Source organism: Pseudomonas putida, assembly GCF_028682635.1.
Taxonomy (GTDB): domain Bacteria; phylum Pseudomonadota; class Gammaproteobacteria; order Pseudomonadales; family Pseudomonadaceae; genus Aquipseudomonas; species Aquipseudomonas putida_AE.
In genome coordinates this window covers 179533-202261 of sequence record NZ_JANHLK010000004.1, presented here as the reverse complement: position 1 = coordinate 202261, position 22729 = coordinate 179533, and the positions used below count along the sequence as shown (strand labels likewise).

Sequence of the window (22729 nt, the reverse complement as noted above, 5' to 3'; positions counted from 1 at the left end):
GAAATGCAGTTGACGGTTATTTTTTAAGTTGTACGATGACCTACAACTTCGGCGCAGGCTGAACGGTTTTCTCACACACAAACGTCGCTACCCAGGGTGTTCGAATAATGAATCCACAAGAACTGAAGTCCATCCTCTCTTCCGGTCTGCTGTCTTTCCCGGTCACCGATTTCAATGCCCAGGGCGATTTCAACCGCGCTGGCTACATCAAGCGTCTGGAATGGCTGGCCCCATACGGCGCCTCGGCTCTGTTCGCCGCAGGCGGCACCGGTGAGTTCTTCTCCCTGGCGGCCAGCGAATATTCGGAAATCATCAAGACTGCCGTCGACACCTGCGCCACCAGCGTGCCAATCCTCGCCGGCGTCGGCGGTTCGACCCGCCAGGCTATCGAGTACGCACAGGAAGCCGAGCGTCTTGGCGCCAAAGGCCTGTTGCTGCTGCCGCACTACCTGACCGAAGCCAGCCAGGACGGCGTTGCCGCCCACGTTGAAGCCGTGTGCAAGTCGGTCAACATCGGCGTGGTGGTCTACAACCGTAACGTCTGCCGCCTGAACGCGCCCCTGCTGGAACGTCTGGCCGAGCGCTGCCCGAACCTGATCGGCTACAAGGATGGCCTGGGTGATATCGAGTTGATGGTGTCGATCCGTCGCCGCCTCGGTGATCGCTTCAGCTACCTGGGTGGCCTGCCGACCGCCGAAGTCTATGCCGCGGCCTACAAGGCGCTGGGCGTGCCGGTCTACTCCTCGGCGGTGTTCAACTTCATCCCGAAAACCGCGATGGATTTCTACCACGCGATCGCTCGCGAAGATCACGCCACCGTCGGCAAGATCATCGATGACTTCTTCCTGCCGTACCTGGACATCCGTAACCGCAAGGCCGGTTACGCAGTGAGCATTGTCAAGGCCGGGGCAAAAATTGCCGGCTACGACGCAGGTCCTGTGCGTGCGCCGCTGACCGACCTGACCGGCGAAGAGTACGAAATGCTCGCCGCGCTGATCGACAAGCAGGGTGCGCAGTAATACATCCGATTTAGTAAGGCCGCTGAGCGATCAGCGGCCTTTTGCGTGAGGAGATCTTAAAGTGGCAGATGCAAAGCGTTTCGATAACTACATCAATGGCGAATGGGTTGCCGGTGGCGATTACTCGGCCAACATCAACCCGTCCGAACTGACCGATGCCATCGGCGATTACGCCAAGGCTGACCTGGCCCAGGTCAACGCCGCCATCGACGCTGCCCGTGCCGCGTTCCCGGCATGGTCCACGTCCGGTATCCAGGCGCGTCACGACTCGCTGGATAAAGTCGGCACTGAAATCCTCGCCCGTCGCGAAGAGCTCGGCACCCTGCTGGCCCGGGAAGAGGGCAAGACCCTGCCCGAAGCCATCGGCGAAGTGACCCGCGCCGGCAACATCTTCAAGTTCTTCGCCGGTGAATGCCTGCGCCTGTCCGGCGACTACCTGCCGTCAGTGCGTCCTGGCGTCAACGTGGAAGTCACCCGCGAAGCCCTGGGCGTGGTCGGTCTGATCACCCCGTGGAACTTCCCGATTGCCATCCCGGCGTGGAAAATCGCCCCGGCCCTGGCCTATGGTAACTGCGTGGTACTCAAGCCTGCCGACCTGGTGCCGGGTTGTGCCTGGGCCCTGGCTGAAATCATCTCCCGTGCGGGCTTCCCGGCCGGTGTGTTCAACCTGGTGATGGGCAGCGGTCGTGTGGTTGGCGATGCACTGGTGCACAGCCCTAAAGTCGATGGCATCAGCTTCACCGGTTCCGTGGGCGTCGGTCGGCAGATCGCCGTCAGCTGCGTGTCGCGCCAGGCCAAAGTACAGCTGGAAATGGGCGGCAAGAACCCGCAGATCATTCTCGACGACGCCGACCTCAAGCAAGCGGTCGAGCTGTCGGTGCAGAGCGCGTTCTACTCCACCGGCCAGCGTTGCACGGCATCGAGCCGCTTTATCGTCACCGCCGGGATCCACGACCAGTTCGTCGAAGCCATGGCCGAGCGCATGAAGTCGATCAAGGTCGGCCACGCGTTGAAAGCCGGCACCGACATCGGTCCGGTGGTCTCGCAAGCCCAGCTCGAACAGGACATGAAGTACATCGACATCGGCCAGTCCGAAGGTGCGCGCCTGGTCAGCGGCGGTGGTCTGGTGACCTGCGACACCGAGGGCTACTTCCTCGCGCCAACGCTGTTTGCCGACAGTGAAGCGTCGATGCGCATCAGCCGCGAAGAGATCTTCGGCCCGGTGGCCAACATCGTTCGCGTGGCCGATTACGAAGCCGCACTGGCCATGGCCAACGACACCGAATTCGGCTTGTCCGCGGGCATCGCCACGACTTCGTTGAAATACGCCAACCACTTCAAGCGCCACTCCCAGGCCGGGATGGTGATGGTCAACCTGCCGACCGCCGGCGTGGATTACCACGTTCCGTTCGGTGGGCGTAAAGGTTCATCCTATGGATCACGTGAGCAAGGTCGCTATGCGCAAGAGTTCTACACGGTCGTAAAAACGTCCTACGTCGGCTCCTGATACACCGCAATACCCCTGTAGGAGCTACCGCAGGCTGCGATCTTTGCTTTTAAAGATCAAAAGATCGCAGCCTCGTTTCACTCGTCAGCTCCTACAGGGTGAACCAAAGATTCACCCCGCATAAAAATAATCAGTGGGAGTACATCTACATGCAATCGACCAAGAAGCCGACTCACGTCCGCTATCTGATCCTGCTCATGCTGTTTCTGGTGACCACGATCAACTACGCCGACCGCGCCACAATCGCCATCGCCGGCTCCAGCCTGCAGAAAGACCTCGGCATCGACGCAGTCACCCTCGGCTACATCTTCTCCGCATTCGGTTGGGCCTACGTGGCCGGGCAAATTCCCGGTGGCTGGCTGCTGGACCGTTTCGGTTCGAAAAAAATCTATGCCTTGAGCATCTTCACCTGGTCGCTGTTCACCGTGTTGCAGGGGTATGTCGGCGAGTTCGGCATGTCCACGGCGGTGGTTGCGCTGTTCATGCTGCGCTTCCTGGTGGGCCTGGCCGAAGCGCCATCCTTCCCCGGCAACGCACGCATCGTCGCGGCCTGGTTCCCGACGGCTGAACGCGGCACCGCTTCGGCAATCTTCAACTCGGCGCAATACTTCGCCACCGTGTTGTTCGCGCCACTGATGGGCTGGATCGTCTACAGCTTCGGCTGGCAGCACGTGTTCATCGTCATGGGCGTGATCGGCATCATCTTTTCGGGCATCTGGCTGAAAGTGATCTACAGCCCACGCCAGCACCCGATGATCAATGATGCCGAGTTCAAGCACATCGCCGACAACGGCGGCATGGTCGACATGGACCAGGACAAGGGCAAAGGCAAGAAGACTGACGGCCCGAAGTGGGACTACATCCGCCAACTGCTGACCAACCGCATGATGCTCGGCGTGTACCTGGGCCAATACTGCATCAACGGCATCACCTACTTCTTCCTGACCTGGTTCCCGGTGTACCTGGTGCAGGAGCGCGGCATGACCATCCTCAAGGCTGGTTTCATCGCCTCGTTGCCGGCGATCTGCGGCTTCATCGGCGGTGTGCTCGGCGGGGTGATTTCCGACTATCTGCTGCGCAAGGGCCATTCCCTGACCTTCGCCCGCAAGGCGCCGATCATCGCCGGCCTGCTGGTGTCCAGCAGCATCGTCGCCTGCAACTACGTGGACGTTGAATGGATGGTCGTGGGCTTCATGGCCCTGGCGTTCTTCGGCAAAGGCGTGGGTGCATTGGGTTGGGCCGTGGTGTCCGATACTTCACCGAAGCAGATCGCCGGTTTGAGCGGTGGCCTGTTCAACACCTTCGGTAACCTGGCCTCGATCACCACGCCAATCGTCATCGGTTACATCATCAGCTCCACCGGTTCGTTCAAGTGGGCGTTGGTGTTTGTCGGTTGCAACGCACTGGTCGCGGTGTTCAGCTATCTGGTCATCGTCGGTCCGATCAAGCGAGTGGTGCTCAAGGAGCCGCCGGTAAACGGTCCTGAAGCATCCGGTAAATTGTCTCAAGCGCATTCCTGAGGAGCGGCGTCATGCAGTTGATTGAACATTCCGACTCGCCGCGTTACATCCGCCTGCACGAGCGGGACAACGTGGTGATCGTGGTCAATGACCAGGGTGTACCGGCCGGTACCGAGTTCCCGGATGGCCTGGTCACCGTGGACTTCGTGCCACAGAGCCACAAGGTCACCCTTGAAGACATTCCCGAGGGTGGCCAGGTGATTCGCTACGGCCAGGTCATCGGCTACGCCCTGCAGCCGATTCCCCGTGGCAGTTGGGTCAAGGAAGATCAACTGCGCATGCCGACTGCGCCGCCGCTGGACAGCCTGCCGCTGTCCACCGAAGTGCCGGCCGCGCAGGCACCGCTGGAAGGTTATACGTTCGAGGGTTATCGCAACGCCGACGGTACGGTCGGCACGCGCAACATCCTGGGTATCACCACCACGGTGCAGTGCGTGACGGGTGTGCTGGATCATGCGGTCAAGCGCATCAAGGACGAGTTGCTGCCCAAGTACCCGCACGTCGATGACGTGGTGGCGCTGACCCACAGCTACGGCTGTGGGGTGGCAATCACCGCCACCGACGCGTACATCCCGATCCGCACCGTGCGCAACCTGGCGCGCAACCCGAACCTGGGCGGCGAAGCCCTGGTGATCAGCCTGGGCTGCGAGAAATTGCAGGCTGGGCAGGTGATGCACGAGGGCGATGCCTCGGTGGATCTAAGCGAGCCGTGGCTGTATCGCCTGCAGGATTCCAGCCACGGTTTTACCGAGATGATCGAGCAGATCATGGAGCTGGCTGAAATCCGCCTGAAGAAACTCGACCAGCGCCGCCGGGAAACCGTGCCGGCGTCGGAGCTGATCCTCGGCATGCAGTGTGGCGGCAGTGATGCGTTTTCCGGGATCACTGCCAACCCGGCCCTGGGTTATGCCTCGGACCTGTTGCTGCGTGCCGGTGCGACGGTGATGTTCTCCGAAGTGACCGAAGTGCGCGACGCGATCTACCTGCTGACCTCCCGCGCGAAAACCGAGGACGTCGCGCAGGAACTGGTGCGGGAAATGGATTGGTACGACCGTTATCTGGCCAAGGGTGAGGCGGACCGCAGCGCCAACACCACGCCGGGTAACAAGAAGGGCGGGTTGTCGAACATCGTCGAGAAGTCCCTGGGTTCGATCGTCAAGTCCGGCAGCAGTGCTATCACGGGTGTTCTCGGCCCTGGCGAGCGGTTCAAGGAAAAAGGCCTGATCTTCTGCGCGACCCCGGCCAGTGACTTTGTCTGCGGTACGTTGCAACTGGCGGCGGGGATGAACCTGCATGTGTTCACCACGGGGCGCGGTACGCCTTATGGACTGGCCATGGCACCGGTGGTGAAAGTGTCGACCCGGACCGAACTGGCGCAGCGCTGGCCGGACCTGATCGACATCGACGCCGGGCGCATTGCCACCGGGCGCGCGTCCATTGAGGAGCTTGGCTGGGAGTTGTTCCACTACTACCTGGATGTGGCCAGCGGCAAGCAGCAGACCTGGGCTGAAAAGCACAAGCTGCATAACGACATCACCTTGTTCAACCCGGCGCCGATTACCTGAAACCGCGTTATCGTTCATCGCCAGCAGGCTGGCTCCCACAGTGATCTTCGGTGATTGCACATTTTGTGCAACAAAGAAGATCCCCTGTGGGAGCCAGCCTGCTGGCGATAGCGATCTACCAGACGCCAACGTCCCTGGTGGCTTATCATTAGCCAACTAACGACACCATCTAGGTTCCCACCGGCATGCTGGCAATTTTCCTCGAAACCCTGAACATCACCGCACCGGTGTTCGCCATGCTGTTTCTCGGGGTGTTGCTCAAGCGCATCGACTGGATCAACGACAACTTCATCCATACCGCCTCGTCCCTGGTGTTCAACGTCACCATGCCGGCGCTGCTGTTCCTGGGCATCCTGCATGCCGATCTGCATGCCGCGTTGCAACCGGCACTGCTGATCTACTTCTCCCTCGCCACCTTGGTGTGCTTCGCCATTGCCTGGGGCTGGGCGATCTTCAGGTGCCCGCGCGAAGACCGGGGGATCTACACCCAGGGTGCGTTTCGCGGTAATAACGGCGTGATCGGCCTGGCACTGGCCGCGAGCATGTATGGCGACTACGGGATTTCCCTGGGGGCGATCCTGGCGGCGCTGGTGATCCTGTTCTACAACACGCTGTCGACCATCGTGCTGGCGGTCTACAGCCCGGTGATCAAGTCCGATCCGTGGAGCATCTGCAAAAGCGTGATGGTCAATCCGCTGATCATCAGCGTGATTACGGCGGCGCCCTTTGCCTATTTCAAGATCAGCCTGCCGGGCTGGCTGGAGACGTCCGGCCAGTACCTGGCACAAACCACCTTGCCGCTGGCGTTGATCTGCATTGGCGGCACGCTGTCGCTGGCGGCCATGCGCAAAAGCGGCTCGATGGCGCTCAGTTCAAGCCTGGTGAAAATGCTCGGTCTGCCGATCCTGGCGACGCTCGGCGCGTGGCTCTGGGGTTTTCGTGGTGCAGAGCTGGGCATTCTGTTCCTGTACTTCGGCAGCCCGACCGCCGCCGCCAGTTTTGTCATGGCCCGGGCTGCCAATGGCAATCATGAACTGGCGGCGGCGATCATCGTGATCACCACGCTGATGGCGGCGGTGACCACCAACATCGGGATCTTTTTGTTGCAGTGGGGTGGGTGGATCTAGCGGCTGGCCATCTCGGGCAGGGTTTTGCACAGTGGCCCGGTCTCTGGAGGTGCTGCGGTCGGGTAGCGATCAGGCAGGACCTGTACCGGTGTGGTGACGACAAAACCATTGGCGAAGGTCGCCTCGACAAATGTTGCTGTCCAGCCCTGTTCGGGTGTTTCTATCTGTACCTGTGCATGCAATGGGGTGGAAGGGGTGACATGCCGTGGCTGATAACGAATTCCGCAAGCATCCCGGAAGTCTCGCGCCATCGGGTTCACGGCCGTCCATTGAGTGACCTGAACCGGCGCCTCGGTAAAGTGCAGCGAAACGGCTTTGCCCGTTCCATGGGTTGTTGCGCTTGTCGTCACGGAGGGTAACGGGCGATCTTGCTGCCACCGGTTGACCACAGGAATCAGTGAGCTTTCAACGAATTGCCGGATGCCGTTGTGGCTGGAATTGGGGGCAACCCGCAGGCTCTTCGGCCCAGGCAGTCGATCGAAATAGATATCCGAATTGTCAGGGGTGAAAAAGTCGTCACTGCTGGCGTTGACGATGTATTTCGCAATGGCCAATCGTTCGGCATAGGCACTGTCCAGATAAGCCAGGGGGTCGACGATTTTCAGCAGTTTCTCGAAGTTTTCGGTGTGGCGCAGACGGAGCACCCCTTCGCTGTAATAGTCATAGAAGGCCAGGGGCCAGTTTTTGCCATAGGTTTGAAAGGTGTGTTCGAACACTTTGGCTGTGCCGAGTCCATCAATGACAAATGGCACGACGGCGTTGACGCGCTCATCGGCAATAGCGGCCAGCCAGGCTGCCCAGGCGCGTTTCGACACTCCACTGGCAATAAATCGTTCAACGTTCCATGGCTTCAGTTCTTTCTGGGCAAGGTCCATCGCCTTGACCAGAGACGCCATCATCGGAACATGAGCAGACATGTAGGGGCGCGTTTCAGGACTTTCGAGAAATAATTTCCAACTATGGGCGACGCTTGAGTCTTCTGTGCGGGGAACTCCGTCATCGGCGTAAGTGAGATATTGATTGGGGATGTTGCTGAGCGAGATGACGATTGTATTGGTTTGGCGTGCAACTTCCAGGGCCATGGCTTGAGTGAAATCTGTAGGTTCAGATTTAGCCTTGTTGCCGGCGGGTATGTTGGTTCCGTTGTTCGCCACCAGTAGTGCCTGTCCATGAAGGGCATTGTGTGGGATATAAATGTCGACACTATGTTTCCATTGTTCCGGGCTGACCAGTCCTTCAGGCGACCACTGTTGAGATGACAGGTCAAAGCTGCGCTTCTCTACGCCAGGAAAGACCTGGGTGCCTTTTGCTACGTAGAGTAATGGTTTGGAGGCTTCCTGATTTTTATAGCAGTTCAGTATTTCGCTGAAGTCGTTGGGGGAAGAGCATTTGTCGACCAGCGTTTCGGCTTGTGCCGTGAAGCTTGCCAATCCAAGAGTTAATAACATGTTTGGTAAAATGACACGAAGTGTGGATCGCATTGGACTAGTCTCGCTTGTTTCAATTTATTTTATGATTGTTATCGCGAAATTTTTTTGCCGCGGGAAAATATTGTCTTCGTGTCATCGATATTGGAAGTTATTTTGTAGGTGTTGTTTTTCTGGATATATGTAATGGAAAGTGACTTATATAAGTAGGCTTGGAGTTCTGGCGGTCGAATGCATTCGACGGGACGGCGAAATCAATCACCGTCCCCTCGAACGAAGTTTTAACAGGTAGGGGGGTTACTGATATTGCTCGATCACTTCCTGCGCCGCGCGAAACGCATCGATGGCCGCCGGCACGCCGGCATACACCGCACAATGCAGCAGTGCCTCGCGAATCTCCTCCACGGTGCAGCCGTTGTTCAGCGCGCCGCGCACATGACCTTTCAATTCCTGCGGGCACTTCAGCGCGGTCAACGCGGCCAGGGTGATCAGGCTGCGGGTTTTCAACGGCAGGCCTTCGCGATTCCACACCCCGCCCCAGGCATGTTCGTTGACGAAGTCCTGCAGCGGCTGGGTGAACTCGGTGGCGTTGCCCAGGGCGCGGTCGACGAAGCTGTCGCCCATCACTTGGCGACGTACTTCGACGCCGGATTTTTTATTCTCGGTCATGGCAATTCCCTCTTCTGGTGTTGGCGACGCCAGGCGCGCAGTGACGTGAACAACAGGAACGCCAACAGTGCCGGCAGGACAAAAAACAGCATCAGGTGTTCAAGCTTGCCGGCCAGCGGCATGCCGGTGGTGAACGACACCACGTGCAGGCCGTAGGCCAGGTACAGGCCCAGAAACAGCAGGCCTTCGGCGCGGGTCACCCGGTAACCGGAATAGAATACCGGCAGGCACAACGCCGCGACGCCGAGCATCACCGGCAGGTCGAATTCCAGCGCATTAGGCGATACCGACAAGGGCGACGGCGCGATCAGCGCCGTCAAGCCAAGCACGCCCAGGAGGTTGAACAGATTGCTGCCGATCACGTTGCCCACGGCAATTTCCCGTTCACCGCGCAAGGCGGCGATCAGGGAAGTGGCCAGCTCCGGGAGTGAGGTGCCGACGGCGACGATGGTCAGGCCGATGATCCGCTCCGACAACCCCAGGTCGGTGGCGACCGCGACTGCCGCCCCCAGCAGCAGATGCCCGGCGTACACCAGCATCGCAAGGCCGGCGACGATCATCAGCAGGCTGGTGAACCATGGCGCTTCCCCTGTATGGCCATGAGTCGACACCGGGCGCACCGAATGTCGCGACTGGCGCAGCAACAAGGCCAGGTACAACAACAGTGCCACCAGCAGCATGACGCCGTCGGTACGGGTCAGCTCTTCATTCCACGCCAGGAAGAACACCAGCAGGCTGGCGCCGATCATCAGCGGGATGTCCAGGCGCACCAGTTGCCGGGAAACCCGCAACGGTATGATCAGGGCGGAGAGCCCGAGGGTCACGAGGATGTTGAAGATGCTGCTGCCGATCACGCTGCCGACGGCAATATCGGCGTTATGTGCCAGGGTGGCTTGCAGGCTGACCGCCATCTGCGGTGCGCTGCTGCCAAGGGCGACGATGGTCAGGCCGATGATCAGCGGGCGTACATGCAGGCGTGCCGCCAGGCGCACGGCCGCGCGCACCATCAGTTCGGCGCCGGCAATCAGCAGCACCAGCCCGCTGAGCAATTCGATCACGCTGATCAGGGGTAAATCGGCTAGTCCGAAAATGGTCGGGGCTCCGTCGGTCAGTCGAGGGCTTGCACGCGAACCCGCGCGGTGCCGCTCTTGAGCATGCCCAGGCGCTCGGCGGCTTCGTGGGACAGGTCGATCAGGCGGCCACGGGTATGCGGGCCTCGGTCGTTGATGCGCACCACGCAGGATCTGTCGTTGTTCAGGTTGGTGACCTTCACCCGTGTACCGAAGGGTAGCTGGCGATGGGCGGCGGTCAGGGAATTCTTGTTGAAGCGCTCGCCACTGGCGGTGCGTTTGCCTTGGTGTTTGGCGCCGTAGTAAGAGGCAACGCCGGTTTTGTCGTAGCCGTGGGGGTCGACAACATCGTTGCTGGCGCAACCGGCGAGTAGAGACAGGAGGGCGCATGCGCCAAGCAGACGTTTCATTCGAAGGTTTCCCGAAACAAATGTGGGAGCGGGCTTGCTCGCGAATGCATTCTGACAGTCAACTTTGTATTGAGTGCCGAACCGCATTCGCGAGCAAGCCCGCTCCCACAGGGGAATGGAGCCAGTGTGTTGGGCTGGCTCCATTCCGATCAGCCTTCGAGCTTGCTTTTAAGCAATTCGTTCACCTGTTGCGGGTTGGCCTTGCCTTTGGAGGCTTTCATGGCCTGGCCGACGAAGAAACCGAACATCTTGCCGCGCTTGGCTTCGTCTGCCGCGCGGTATTGCTCGACCTGCTCGGCGTTGGCCGCGAGCATTTCGTCCAGAACTGCCGAAATGGCGCCGGTGTCGGTCACTTGCTTCAAGCCGCGCTTGTCGATGATCTCGTCCGCGCTGCCTTCGCCGTTGGCCATGGCTTCGAACACCACCTTGGCGATCTTGCCGGAGATGGTGTTGTCCTTGATGCGCTGCAACATGCCGCCCAGTTGCTCGGCGGAAACCGGCGACTGATCGATGTCCAGGCCTTGCTTGTTGAGCAGGCTGCCCAACTCGACCATCACCCAGTTGGCCGCCAGCTTGGCGTCGCCGCCAATGCTCGCGACTTTCTCGAAGTAGTCGGCTTGTTCGCGGCTGGTGGCCAGGACGCTGGCGTCGTACACCGACAGGCCGAACTGCTCCTGGAAACGCTCGCGTTTCTGCGGTGGCAATTCCGGCAGGGTGGCGCGCACGTCATCGAGGAAGGTGTTTTCGATCACGACTGGCAGCAGGTCTGGATCGGGGAAGTAACGGTAGTCGTTGGCTTCCTCTTTGCTGCGCATCGGACGGGTCTCGTCCTTGTTCGGGTCGTACAGGCGAGTCTGCTGGATCACCTTGCCGCCGTCTTCGATCAGCTCGATCTGGCGTTGGATCTCGCTGTTGATCGCCTTCTCGATGAAACGGAACGAGTTGACGTTCTTGATCTCGCAGCGCGTACCGAACTCGACCTGGCCTTTCGGACGGATCGACACGTTGCAGTCGCAACGCAGCGAGCCTTCGGCCATGTTGCCGTCGCAGATGCCCAGGTAGCGCACCAGCGCGTGGATCGCCTTGACGTAGGCCACGGCTTCCTTGGCGCTGCGCATGTCCGGCTCGGAAACGATTTCCAGCAGCGGAGTGCCGGCACGGTTCAGGTCGATGCCGCTGGCGCCGCTGAATTCTTCGTGCAGGCTCTTGCCGGCGTCTTCTTCCAGGTGCGCGCGGGTGATGCCGACGCGTTTGACCGTGCCGTCCTCAAGGGCGATGTCCAGGTGGCCCTTGCCGACGATCGGCAGTTCCATCTGGCTGATCTGGTAGCCCTTGGGCAGGTCAGGGTAGAAGTAGTTTTTACGGGCGAACACGTTGTGCTGGCCGATCTCGGCGTCAATCGCCAGACCGAACATCACCGCCATGCGCACCGCTTCCTGGTTCAACACCGGCAACACGCCGGGCATGCCCAGGTCGATCAGGCTGGCCTGGGTGTTCGGCTCGGAACCAAATGTGGTGGAACTACCGGAAAAGATTTTCGACCGGGTGGTGAGCTGGGTGTGAATCTCCAGCCCGATCACGACTTCCCATTGCATGTGTGTCTCCTCAGAAGCCGGTTGGGGTGCGGGTGTGCCAGTCAGTGTTCAACTGATACTGGTGGGCAACGTTCAACAGGCGACCTTCCTGGAAATACGGAGCGAGCAGTTGCACGCCGACCGGCAGGCCGTCGACAAAACCGGCCGGCATCGACAGGCCTGGCAGGCCGGCGAGGTTGGCGGTGATGGTGTAGACGTCTTCCAGGTAGGCAGCGACCGGATCACTGTTCTTGGCGCCGAGCTTCCAGGCCGGGTTCGGCGTGGTTGGGCCGAGGATGATGTCGACCTCGTTGAAGGCGGCCATGAAGTCGTTCTTGATCAGGCGACGGATCTTCTGCGCCTTCAGGTAGTAGGCGTCGTAGTAACCGGCGGACAGCGCGTAGGCACCGACCATGATCCGGCGCTGCACTTCCGGGCCGAAGCCTTCGCCACGGGAGCGCTTGTACAGGTCGATCAGGTTGACCGGGTTTTCGCAGCGGTAGCCGAAACGCACGCCGTCGAAACGCGACAGGTTGGACGAGGCTTCCGCCGGGGCGATCACGTAGTACGCAGGGATCGCGTGCTGCATGTTCGGCAGGCTGATTTCCTTGACCACGGCACCGAGCTTTTCCAGCTCCTTGACGCTGTTGTGGATCAGCTCGGCGATGCGCGGGTCGAGACCGGCGCTGAAATACTCTTTAGGCACGCCGATGCGCAGGCCTTGCAGCGAACCGTTGAGGCTGGCGCTGTAGTCCGGCACGGGCTCGTCGATGCTGGTGGAGTCGTTCGGATCGAAGCCGGCCATACCTTGCAACAATATTGCGCAGTCTTCGGCCGTGCGCGCCAACGGACCGCCCTGATCGAGGCTGGAGGCGTAAGCGATCATGCCCCAGCGCGAAACACGACCGTACGTCGGTTTCAGGCCCGTCAGGTTGGTCAGCGCAGCGGGCTGACGAATGGAGCCACCGGTGTCGGTACCGGTAGCGGCTGGCAACAGACGAGCGGCCACCGCAGCGGCCGAGCCACCGGACGAACCGCCGGGCACGTGTTCCAGGTTCCACGGGTTTTTCACCGCGCCGTAGTAGCTCGACTCGTTGGCCGAACCCATGGCGAATTCGTCCATGTTGGTCTTGCCCAGGGTCACGGCCCCGGCAGCGGCCAGCTTGGCGACAACGGTGGCGTCGTACGGCGCCTTGAAGTTGTCGAGCATCTTCGAGCCACAGCTGGTGCGGATGCCCTGGGTGCAGAACAGGTCCTTGTGGGCGATCGGCGCGCCGAGCAGGGCGCCGCTCTCACCGTTGGCCCGGCGTGCGTCAGCGGCTTTCGCCTGCGTGAGCGCCAGGTCTTCGGTGAGGCTGATGAAACTGTTGAGCTGCGGGTCGAGCTGGGCGATGCGCGCCAGCAGGACTTTGGTCAGCTCTTCGGAGGAAAACTTTTTATCGGCGAGTCCGCGGGCGATCTCGGCCAGAGTCAATTGATGCATTGCAGGCTCTTTCCCTTTAGTCGATGACTTTCGGAACCAGGTACAGGCCGTTTTCGACCGCTGGTGCGATGGACTGGTAGGCCTCGCGGTGATTGGTCTCGGTCACGACGTCCGCACGCAGGCGCTGGCTGGCTTCCAGAGGGTGGGCCAGCGGTTCGATACCGTCGGTATCGACTGCCTGCATTTCGTCGACCAGCCCGAGAATGCTGTTGAGGGCCGAAGTGATGTGTGGAAGATCGGCATCATTGAGGCCCAGACAGGCCAGATGAGCGATTTTTTCCACGTCGGAGCGTTCAAGCGCCATTGGGATTCTCCAGTGGAAAACAAAACGGACGGCGTCCGTGTGTTAGATTGTCGGAACACTACCGCACTTCTACGGTCATATGGCCGCGATTGTGGGGTTTGGTGCACATAAAAGCGGTCAATTTAACATATTGGCGCCTTGCCCAAAATCCCTGTCGTTGTTAGAGTTTGCCGCACTTTTTTACCCACGCGTTGCCTAGGGTCCCTTTCCCATGTTCAAGAAACTGCGTGGCATGTTTTCCAGCGATCTTTCCATTGACCTGGGCACTGCCAACACCCTTATTTACGTGCGTGAGCGCGGTATCGTCCTGAATGAGCCATCGGTTGTGGCCATTCGGACGCACGGTAACCAGAAAAGTGTCGTTGCTGTCGGCACCGAAGCGAAGCGCATGTTGGGCCGTACGCCGGGCAACATTGCTGCCATTCGTCCGATGAAAGACGGCGTGATCGCCGACTTCAGCGTCTGCGAAAAGATGCTGCAGTACTTTATCAACAAGGTTCATGAAAACAGCTTCCTGCAGCCTAGCCCTCGTGTGTTGATCTGCGTTCCGTGCAAATCCACCCAGGTTGAGCGTCGTGCCATCCGTGAATCGGCACTCGGTGCCGGTGCCCGTGAAGTATTCCTGATCGAAGAGCCGATGGCTGCCGCGATCGGTGCCGGCCTGCCGGTTGAAGAAGCCCGCGGTTCGATGGTCGTGGATATCGGTGGTGGTACCACCGAAATCGCGCTGATCTCCCTGAACGGTGTGGTCTATGCCGAATCCGTACGCGTTGGCGGCGACCGCTTCGACGAAGCGATCATCACCTACGTGCGCCGCAACTACGGCAGCCTGATCGGTGAATCGACGGCCGAGCGCATCAAGCAGGAAATCGGTACCGCCTACCCGGGCGGCGAAGTTCGCGAAGTCGACGTTCGTGGCCGCAACCTGGCCGAAGGCGTTCCACGGGCATTCACCCTGAACTCCAACGAAGTGCTCGAAGCGCTGCAAGAGTCGCTGGCGACCATCGTCCAGGCCGTGAAAAGCGCCCTGGAGCAATCGCCGCCGGAACTGGCTTCCGACATCGCCGAGCGTGGCCTGGTGCTGACCGGTGGTGGCGCCTTGCTGCGTGACCTCGACAAGTTGCTGGCCCAGGAAACCGGCCTGCCGGTGATCGTCGCCGAAGACCCGTTGACCTGCGTTGCTCGCGGCGGTGGCCGTGCATTGGAAATGATGGATAAACACACCATGGACCTGCTCTCCAGCGAATAAATGCCGGATCGCCTCTATGCTGTTGAGCGCGCAGGCGGCACTTTGCAGTGCTGCCTGTTCGCGTTTATCTTCTGTCGTCTGCATCCAGGCCGGTTTGATGCCGTATGAATAAAGAGAACATTTGCCTGGGAGGAGCGGCTTATTAAACCGCTTTTCACCAAGGGTCCCTCACTGGGCGTGCGCTTGTTGGTGCTGGTCGTGCTGTCGGTCGCGCTGATGGTGGTCGATGCCCGCTTCACACTGTTCAAGCCAGTGCGTAGCCAGATGTCGCTGGTGCTGATGCAGTCTTACTGGATCACCGACCTGCCGCAGCGGCTATGGCAGGGTGTGGCCAGCCAGTTTGGCAGCCGCACCGAGCTCGTCGCCGAAAACGAAAAACTCAAGAGCGAAAACCTGCTGTTGCAGGGGCGCATGCAAAAACTTGCCTCCCTCACCGAGCAGAACGTTCGGCTGCGCGAGTTGCTCAACTCTTCGGCACTGGTCAACGAAAAGGTCGAAGTGGCCGAACTGATCGGCATGGACCCCAACCCGTTCACCCATCGCATCATCATCAACAAGGGTGAGCGCGACGGCGTGGTGCTTGGTCAGCCGGTACTCGATGCCCGTGGCCTGATGGGCCAGGTGGTCGAGTTGATGCCCTACACGTCCCGGGTCCTGCTGCTGACCGATTCCACCCACAGTATTCCGGTGCAGGTCAACCGCAACGGCCTGCGCGCCATTGCCAGCGGCACTGGCAACCCGGAGCGCCTGGAACTGCGTCATGTGGCCGATACCGCCGATATCAAGGAAGGCGACCTGCTGGTCAGCTCCGGCCTCGGCCAGCGTTTTCCGGCCGGTTACCCGGTGGCGACGGTCAAGGAAGTGATCCACGATTCCGGCCAGCCGTTCGCCATCGTTCGCGCCGTACCGACTGCCGCCTTGAACCGCAGCCGTTACCTGCTGCTGGTGTTCAGCGACACCCGCACCGCCGAAGAGCGCGCCAACGACGCTGCCCAGGCCCAGGAAAGCCTGGATGCGCAGGGTGGTGGGCCGATCATTCCGGCGACTGTGCCGAGGCCGGCGATTGTTCCGGCGGCTGTTGCCGCTCCCGCTGCTCCAGCCGCCCCGACTGCTGCCACCACCCCGGCCAAGCCTGCCGCGACTGCACCCGCCAAGCCACCGGCGGCGCAACCCGCCGCCGCCAAGCCTGCGGCCAAACCGCCTGTCTCCGCGCCGGCTACCACCAGGGGACGAGAATAATGGTTGGTGTTACAGCTTCCCGAAACGGCTGGATCGTCTGGCTGACATTCGCCATCGGCATGTTGCTCAGCGTATCGCCGCTGCCGCAATTCATGGAGATCCTGCGCCCCCTGTGGCTGGCCTTGCTGCTGGCGTTCTGGGCGCTGGCGCTGCCGCAGAAAGTCGGGATGGTCACCGCGTGGTGCCTGGGCCTGGCGGAGGATGTGCTGTACGGCACGCTGCTGGGCCAGAATGCGTTGATCCTGACGCTCATCACCTACCTGGTGCTGGCGCTGCAACAACGCCTGCGCATGTTCCCGATGTGGCAACAGAGCCTGGTGATCCTGGTGATCTTCGGCCTGGCCCAGCTGGTACAGCTCTGGCTCAGCGCCCTGACCGGCAACCGTCAACCGACCCTGGCGCTGGTATTGCCGGCACTGGTCAGCGCGTTGCTCTGGCCCTGGATCAGCTTCGGTTTGCGCGGATTGCGTCGACGCTACAAAATCAATTAATTCGCCTCGGCATTCAGACAGGGAGAGGTCTTGATGAAACAGCTGTACCTCGCCTCTGGCTCACCGCGTCGGCGTGAGTTGCTCACGCAGATCGGCGTGCCATTCACCGCCGTCAGTGCGGACATCGATGAAACCCCTTTGACCCATGAAAGCCCGTCGGCCTATGTCGAGCGCCTGGCGCGCGGCAAGGCCGAGGCCGGACGCGGCGCGATCTCGCCTGCAGCCTCGTGCTGCGTGCTCGGTGCCGACACCGCCGTGGTGCTCGACGGAAAAATTCTTGGCAAACCAGTTGATGAAGCCGACGCGTGCGCCATGCTGAAGATGTTGTCCGGGCGCGAGCATCAGGTCCTGACCGCGATTGCGCTGCTCGACGGCGAGCGCTGTGAGTCTCGGGTGGTCATCAGCCAGGTCCGCTTTCGGGCTATCAGCCCTGATGAAGCGACCGCCTACTGGGCCAGTGGCGAACCCCGGGACAAGGCCGGTGGATACGGTATTCAAGGACTGGGCGCGGTGTTTGTCGCCGGGCTCACTGGAAGTTACTCGGCGGTGGTTGGACTGCCGTTGTGCGAAACCGCGGAACTGCTCGGCCATTTCGGCATACCCTGTTGGCAACCCCATAACGCGCGCTAAGCGTTGTATCCGGCCATTATCGTGAACATGCCTGAACGAGACCCTGCCATGAGTGAAGAGATCCTGATCAACATCACGCCGATGGAATCGCGCGTGGCGGTGGTCGAAAACGGTGTCCTGCAAGAAGTTCATGTCGAGCGCACGCAAAAGCGCGGGATCGTCGGCAACATCTACAAGGGCAAGGTGGTGCGGGTATTGCCGGGCATGCAGGCGGCGTTTGTCGATATCGGCCTGGACCGCGCCGCGTTCATTCATGCGTCGGAAATCTCCCTGCGTGAAGGGCCGGCGGTCGAGAGCATCAGTGCGCTGGTGCACGAAGGCCAGAGCCTGGTGGTGCAAGTCACCAAGGACCCGATCGGCTCCAAAGGCGCGCGCCTGACGACGCAGCTGTCGATCCCTTCGCGTTACCTGGTGTACATGCCGCGCACCGCGCACGTCGGTATTTCGCTGAAGATCGAAGACGAAGCCGAACGCGATCGCCTCAAGCAAGTGGTGACCGATTGCGTGGCGAAGGAAGGCATCAAGGAAGCCGGCGGTTTCATCCTGCGCACGGCGGCCGAGGGCGCCGGTGCCGATGAGATCCTCATGGACATCCGCTACCTGCGCCGGTTGTGGGACCAGATCAGCGAGCAGATCAAGACCATCAGTGCCCCCAGCGTTATTTACGAAGACCTTGGCCTGGCGCTACGCACGCTGCGGGACCTGGTGAGCCCGAAGATCGAGAAAATTCGCATCGATTCCCGGGAAACCTTCCAGAAAACCACGCAGTTCGTCGCCGAACTGATGCCGGAGATCGCCGATCGCCTGGAACATTATCCGGGCGAGCGACCGATTTTCGACCTGTACGGCGTCGAAGACGAAATCCAGAAGGCCCTTGAGCGCAAAGTCCCGCTGAAGTCCGGCGGATACCTGGTGGTCGACCCGGCGGAAGCCATGAGCACCATCGACGTCAACACCGGGGCGTTCGTCGGGCATCGCAACCTTGAAGAAACCATCTTCAAGACCAACCTCGAAGCGGCGACCGCCATTGCACGCCAGCTGAGGCTGCGTAACCTGGGTGGCATCATCATCATCGACTTCATCGACATGGAAGACGAAGAGCACCAGCGCCAGGTGCTGCGCACGCTGGAGAAGCAACTGGAGCGTGACCACGCCAAGACCAACATCATCGGCATCACCGAGTTGGGCCTGGTGCAGATGACCCGCAAGCGCACCCGCGAAAGCCTCGAGCAGGTCCTGTGCGAGCCGTGCACGAGTTGCCAGGGGCGCGGCAAGCTGAAAACGCCGGAAACCATTTGCTATGAAATCTTCCGCGAAATCCTCCGTGAGGCTCGCGCCTATCAAGCGGAAGGCTATCGTGTATTAGCGAACCAGAGAGTCGTCGACCGCCTGCTCGATGAAGAGTCGGGCAACGTCGCCGAACTTGAAGTGTTCATCGGGCGCACCATCAGGTTCCAGGTCGAAACCATGTATTCCCAGGAACAATACGACGTCGTGCTGCTCTGAACTGCTGCGTCTTGAATTTTCCTGAACGGCTGGCCTCAGCTTTCTGCAAGACTTTTGCCATGGGAGCCAACTGACATGGAGCGTCTGACACGCATATTGGCCGCACTGACCCGCTGGGGTCTGGGCCTGTGCGCGTTGGTTTTGGTGTTGATGGCGTTGTACGTCAGCCTTGGCCGGGAACTGGCGCCGTTGGTAGCCGAGTACCGTGCCGAAGTCGAAACCAAGGCCAGCGAAGCCTTGGGCATGCCCCTGCAAATCGGTGAGTTGAAAGGCAGTTGGAGCGGCTTCGCGCCTGTTTTGTCCGCTCACGACGTGACGGTCGGCGAGGGTGCCAACGCCTTGCACCTGGAGCAGGTGCGGGCGATCCCGGACCTGTGGGCCAGTCTGCTGGCACGTGACGTGCGCATCGCCAACCTGGAACTCAATGGCCTGAAGATCAGCCTCAAGCAAGGCGATGATGGCAAGTGGGCGCTGGAAGGTTTGCCGGTAAAGGACGATCAGCCCCTCGACCCGGAGCAGTTGCTCAATCGCATGCAGATGATCCAGCAGCTGTCGGTGCTCGACAGCCAGGTCACTTTGCAGCCGTGGGGGGAATCGCCGCTGACCCTGACGTACGTCGGCTTGAGTCTCAAAACCGGCGCCTACCGCCAGCGCCTCGATGCCCGCTTGACCCTGCCCGATGGCCAGCCATTGGCCATGAGTTTGCGTAGCCGCATTCGCGCCAGCGAGTGGAAGGACGGCGAGGTGGAAGCCTATGCGAGCCTGCCGCAAAGCGACTGGTCGAAATGGTTGCCCGAAACCCTGACCCAGAATTGGAATTTCTCCGAGATCAAGGCCGGTGGCGAGCTGTGGGTTACCTGGGGCAAGGGCGCCCTGCAAAGTGCCGCCATCCGTTTGAATGCCCCGCAACTCAAGGGTGCCTATGCCGAGCGCAAGCCGATCCAGATCAACAACCTGGCGCTTAACGGTTATTTCCAGCGCAGCGCCGAGGGCATGCTGGTCACGGTAGATTCCCTGGCCATGAACCTTGCAGAAACGCGTTGGGAGTCGCGCCTGCAATTGAAGCAGACCACGGCCGCGGACAGCACCCAGAATCTCTGGCACCTGCAAGCCGACCGTCTCGACCTGACGCCGCTCACACCGCTGCTCAATGCCCTGGCGCCCTTGCCGGAAGGTGTTGCCAGGGTGGTCGAACGGCTCAAGGTCACCGGTGGACTGCGCAACGTGCTGATCGACGTGAAACCCAATGCCACCGACGACAGCCGGTTCAGCTTCGCGGCCAACCTTGATCGGGTCGGCTTTGACGCGTATCACGGCGCGCCGGCGGCGCGTAATGTCTCGGGCAGCATCAGCGGGGACCTTGGCCATGGCGAGTTGCGCATGGACAGCAAGGATTTCATGCTGCACCTGGACCCGATTTTCGCCAAGCCATGGCAATACATCCAGGCCAACGCCACCTTGACCTGGAAGCTCGACAAGGAAAGTTTCACCCTGATCGCGCCGTACCTGAAGGTGTTGGGCGAAGAGGGCAAGATTGCCGGCGATTTCCTGATCCGCCTGTTCTTCGATGACACGAAGGAAGACTACATGGACCTGCGGGTCGGCATGGTGGAGGGCGACGGTCGCTACACCGCGAAATACCTGCCGACCGTTCTCAGCCCGGCGCTGGACGAATGGCTGCGTACGGCGATTCTCAAAGGTGCGGTGGACGAGGGTTTCTTCCAGTACCAGGGCTCGTTGAACCATGGCGCGGCGGAGACGGCCCGCAGCATCAGCCTGTTTTTCAAGGTCCACGATGCCGAACTGGCGTTTCAGCCTGGCTGGCCGCATGTCAGCAAGGTCACCGGTGATGTGTTCGTAGAAGACAGCGGCGTGCGGGTTCTGGCCAGCCAGGGGCAGTTGCTCGACACCAAGGTCCGCGACATCTACGTCAATATTCCCCACGTGCCTGACGGGCAGAACAGTCATCTATTTCTCGATGGCGCGTTCGCTGGCGGCTTGGGCGATGGCCTGAAAATTCTCAAGGAAGCGCCGATTGGCACGGCCGAAACGTTCGCTGGCTGGGAAGGCGAAGGCGACCTGCAAGGCAAGCTCAAGCTGGATATTCCGCTGGCCAAGGGCGAGCCGCCGAAGATCCTGGTCGACTTCAAGACGGCCAAGGCCCGCCTGAAACTGCCCGAGCCGCCCCTTGAGCTGACTCAGCTCAAGGGTGACTTCCGGTTTGACAGCAGCAAAGGCTTGAGTGGGCAGAACATCAGCGCGCGCGCCTTCGACAAGCCGGTGACTGCGCAAATTTTCGCCGAGGGTCGCGAGGGCAAGCTCAACACCCGGGTCACCGCTTCCGGGCAGGTCGAAGTGAAGAAACTCACGGACTGGCTGAGTGTCACCCAGCCGTTGCCGGTGAGCGGCGTGATCCCCTATCAATTGCAACTGACCCTCAATGGCGCCGATAGCCAGTTGCTGGTCAATTCCAATCTCAGGGGTGTGGCCGTCGATCTGCCGGCGCCCTTTGGCCTGGCGCCGGATGCCGGGCGCGACACCTCGTTCCGCATGACCCTGCAAGGCGAGGAGCGGCGCTACTGGGTAAACTACGGTGAACTGGCGAACTTCACGTTTGCTGCACCGGCCAGCAACTTTGCCAACGGCCGTGGCGAGTTGTTCCTCGGCAATGGCAATGCCGTGTTGCCCGACACAAAGGGCCTGCGCATTCGTGGCACGTTGTCGGAGCTGGATATCGGCCCATGGCAGGACCTGATGAACAAGTATGCCGGGCAAGACCCAGGCGGTAATGCCAAGCAGTTGCTCAGTGGATTGGACGTCAAGGTCGGCAAGCTCCGCGCTTTCGGCACAACGTTGGACCAGGCAGCGGTGCAGCTGACACGCAAACCTTCCGCCTGGGCCTTGCAGCTCGACAGCCAGCAGGTCAAGGGCAACGCCAGCCTCCCCGATGCCAAGGCCGCGCCGATGGTGATCAACCTGCAGACCGTGCGGCTGCCGGCACCTGACCCGACGGTGCTGGCCGATGAAAACTCGCCGGACCCCCTGGCCTCGGTGGACCCGAAAAAGATCCCGGCGCTGGATATCACCATCAACCAGCTGTACCAGGGTAACGACCTGGTCGGTGCCTGGTCGCTGAAAGTGCGTCCGACGGCCAAGGGTATAGCGCTCAACTCGCTGGACATGGGCCTCAAGGGCATCCTCCTGCAAGGCAGCGGCGGCTGGGAAGGTGCGCCGGGCGCCAGCACCAGCTGGTACAAGGGGCGGATCAGCGGCAAGAATCTTGCGGATGTGCTCAAGGGCTGGGGCTTTGCGCCGAGCGTCACCAGCCAGGAATTCCACATGGATGTCGACGGCCGCTGGCCCGGCTCGCCGGCATGGCTGGCCACCAAGCGCTTCTCCGGCACCCTCGATGCATCGCTCAATGAAGGCCAGTTTGTCGAGGTCGAAGGCAGTGCCCAGGCGTTGCGGGTGTTTGGCCTGCTCAACTTCAACTCGATTGGCCGCCGCTTGCGCCTGGACTTTTCCGACCTGTTCGGCAAAGGCCTGAGCTATGACCGGGTCAAGGGCCTGCTGGTGGCGACCAACGGTGTGTACGTGACCCGCGAACCTATCCGCCTGACGGGCCCGTCGAGCACCATCGAGCTCAACGGTACCCTGAACATGGTGGCCGATCAGATCGATGCAAAACTGATGGTGACCTTGCCGGTGACCAACAACCTGCCCATTGCCGCACTGATCGTCGGCGCGCCGGCCATCGGCGGGGCGCTGTTCCTGATCGACAAGTTGATCGGTGACCGTGTGTCGCGTTTTGCCAGCGTGAAATACACGGTCAAGGGGCCGTGGAAAGAACCGAAAATCACCTTCGACAAGGCTTTTTGAGAAACCACTGCCCTGGCCTATGGAGTAGCATGGCCGTACCCCCCCCTGCGTTGATATCCG

18 protein-coding genes are annotated in these 22729 nt (G+C 60.8%); 11 read left to right on the top strand and 7 right to left on the bottom strand.

The window, feature by feature from the left end; all coding sequences use genetic code 11:
• The first annotated feature begins 107 nt into the window (after positions 1-107).
• The 5 genes from kdgD to NPS56_RS06980 all read left to right on the top strand — a co-directional run bounded on the left by kdgD (position 108) and on the right by NPS56_RS06980 (position 6738).
• Positions 108-1019 carry a 5-dehydro-4-deoxyglucarate dehydratase gene (gene kdgD / locus NPS56_RS07000; RefSeq protein WP_020796617.1) on the top strand — a complete coding sequence of 304 codons (912 nt, stop codon included), beginning with the start codon at positions 108-110 and terminating at the stop codon, positions 1017-1019.
• A gap of 61 nt (positions 1020-1080) precedes the next feature.
• Positions 1081-2526: an aldehyde dehydrogenase family protein gene (locus NPS56_RS06995; RefSeq protein ID WP_274074031.1), complete on the top strand. Its 1446-nt coding sequence runs from the start codon at positions 1081-1083 to the stop codon at positions 2524-2526.
• A 149-nt stretch (positions 2527-2675) separates the two neighbouring features.
• Entirely contained in the window at positions 2676-4046 is a 1371-nt protein-coding gene (locus NPS56_RS06990) for an MFS transporter (RefSeq protein WP_274074030.1), read from the top strand.
• An 11-nt stretch (positions 4047-4057) separates the two neighbouring features.
• Positions 4058-5611 carry a galactarate dehydratase gene (gene garD / locus NPS56_RS06985; protein ID WP_274074029.1) on the top strand — a complete coding sequence of 518 codons (1554 nt, stop codon included), beginning with the start codon at positions 4058-4060 and terminating at the stop codon, positions 5609-5611.
• A gap of 185 nt (positions 5612-5796) precedes the next feature.
• Complete coding sequence (locus NPS56_RS06980; protein WP_274074028.1) at positions 5797-6738, top strand: AEC family transporter; 942 nt, start codon at positions 5797-5799, stop codon at positions 6736-6738.
• On the opposite strand, the gene NPS56_RS06975 is transcribed toward NPS56_RS06980, so the two are convergent.
• From NPS56_RS06975 to gatC, 7 genes are all read right to left on the bottom strand, one after another.
• The gene (locus NPS56_RS06975) at positions 6735-8219 is read right to left on the bottom strand and encodes a PhoPQ-activated pathogenicity-related family protein (protein WP_274074027.1); all 1485 of its coding nucleotides are present in this window, start codon (positions 8217-8219) and stop codon (positions 6735-6737) included. The two genes, NPS56_RS06980 and NPS56_RS06975, sit on opposite strands and share 4 nt — an antisense overlap.
• A 243-nt stretch (positions 8220-8462) precedes the next feature.
• Positions 8463-8834, bottom strand: coding sequence for a carboxymuconolactone decarboxylase family protein (locus NPS56_RS06970; RefSeq protein WP_274074026.1), 372 nt, complete (start codon positions 8832-8834; stop codon positions 8463-8465).
• Complete coding sequence (locus NPS56_RS06965) at positions 8831-9892, bottom strand: calcium/sodium antiporter (protein WP_274074025.1); 1062 nt, start codon at positions 9890-9892, stop codon at positions 8831-8833. The genes NPS56_RS06970 and NPS56_RS06965 overlap by 4 nt, the downstream gene beginning before the upstream one ends.
• A 50-nt stretch (positions 9893-9942) precedes the next feature.
• Positions 9943-10314: a septal ring lytic transglycosylase RlpA family protein gene (locus tag NPS56_RS06960; RefSeq protein WP_274074024.1), complete on the bottom strand. Its 372-nt coding sequence runs from the start codon at positions 10312-10314 to the stop codon at positions 9943-9945.
• A 149-nt stretch (positions 10315-10463) separates the two neighbouring features.
• Complete coding sequence (gene gatB, locus NPS56_RS06955; protein WP_274074023.1) at positions 10464-11909, bottom strand: Asp-tRNA(Asn)/Glu-tRNA(Gln) amidotransferase subunit GatB; 1446 nt, start codon at positions 11907-11909, stop codon at positions 10464-10466.
• A gap of 10 nt (positions 11910-11919) precedes the next feature.
• Complete coding sequence (gene gatA / locus NPS56_RS06950; protein ID WP_274074022.1) at positions 11920-13371, bottom strand: Asp-tRNA(Asn)/Glu-tRNA(Gln) amidotransferase subunit GatA; 1452 nt, start codon at positions 13369-13371, stop codon at positions 11920-11922.
• A 16-nt stretch (positions 13372-13387) separates the two neighbouring features.
• Complete coding sequence (gatC, locus tag NPS56_RS06945) at positions 13388-13675, bottom strand: Asp-tRNA(Asn)/Glu-tRNA(Gln) amidotransferase subunit GatC (protein WP_003221657.1); 288 nt, start codon at positions 13673-13675, stop codon at positions 13388-13390.
• Positions 13676-13886: 211 nt separating this feature from the next.
• Between gatC and mreB the strand changes: the two genes are divergently transcribed.
• The 6 genes from mreB to NPS56_RS06915 all read left to right on the top strand — a co-directional run bounded on the left by mreB (position 13887) and on the right by NPS56_RS06915 (position 22669).
• The gene (mreB, locus tag NPS56_RS06940; RefSeq protein WP_002555108.1) at positions 13887-14924 is read left to right on the top strand and encodes a rod shape-determining protein MreB; all 1038 of its coding nucleotides are present in this window, start codon (positions 13887-13889) and stop codon (positions 14922-14924) included.
• A gap of 141 nt (positions 14925-15065) precedes the next feature.
• The gene (gene mreC / locus NPS56_RS06935; RefSeq protein ID WP_274074138.1) at positions 15066-16163 is read left to right on the top strand and encodes a rod shape-determining protein MreC; all 1098 of its coding nucleotides are present in this window, start codon (positions 15066-15068) and stop codon (positions 16161-16163) included.
• Positions 16163-16654, top strand: a complete 492-nt coding sequence (gene mreD, locus NPS56_RS06930; RefSeq protein WP_274074021.1) for a rod shape-determining protein MreD — start codon at positions 16163-16165, stop codon at positions 16652-16654. The genes mreC and mreD overlap by 1 nt, the downstream gene beginning before the upstream one ends.
• A gap of 33 nt (positions 16655-16687) precedes the next feature.
• Positions 16688-17284 carry a Maf family protein gene (locus NPS56_RS06925; protein WP_274074020.1) on the top strand — a complete coding sequence of 199 codons (597 nt, stop codon included), beginning with the start codon at positions 16688-16690 and terminating at the stop codon, positions 17282-17284.
• Between the two features lie 48 nt (positions 17285-17332).
• Positions 17333-18790, top strand: coding sequence for a ribonuclease G (rng, locus tag NPS56_RS06920; RefSeq protein WP_020796631.1), 1458 nt, complete (start codon positions 17333-17335; stop codon positions 18788-18790).
• Between the two features lie 75 nt (positions 18791-18865).
• Positions 18866-22669 carry a YhdP family protein gene (locus tag NPS56_RS06915; RefSeq protein ID WP_274074019.1) on the top strand — a complete coding sequence of 1268 codons (3804 nt, stop codon included), beginning with the start codon at positions 18866-18868 and terminating at the stop codon, positions 22667-22669.
• Positions 22670-22729: the final 60 nt, after the last annotated feature.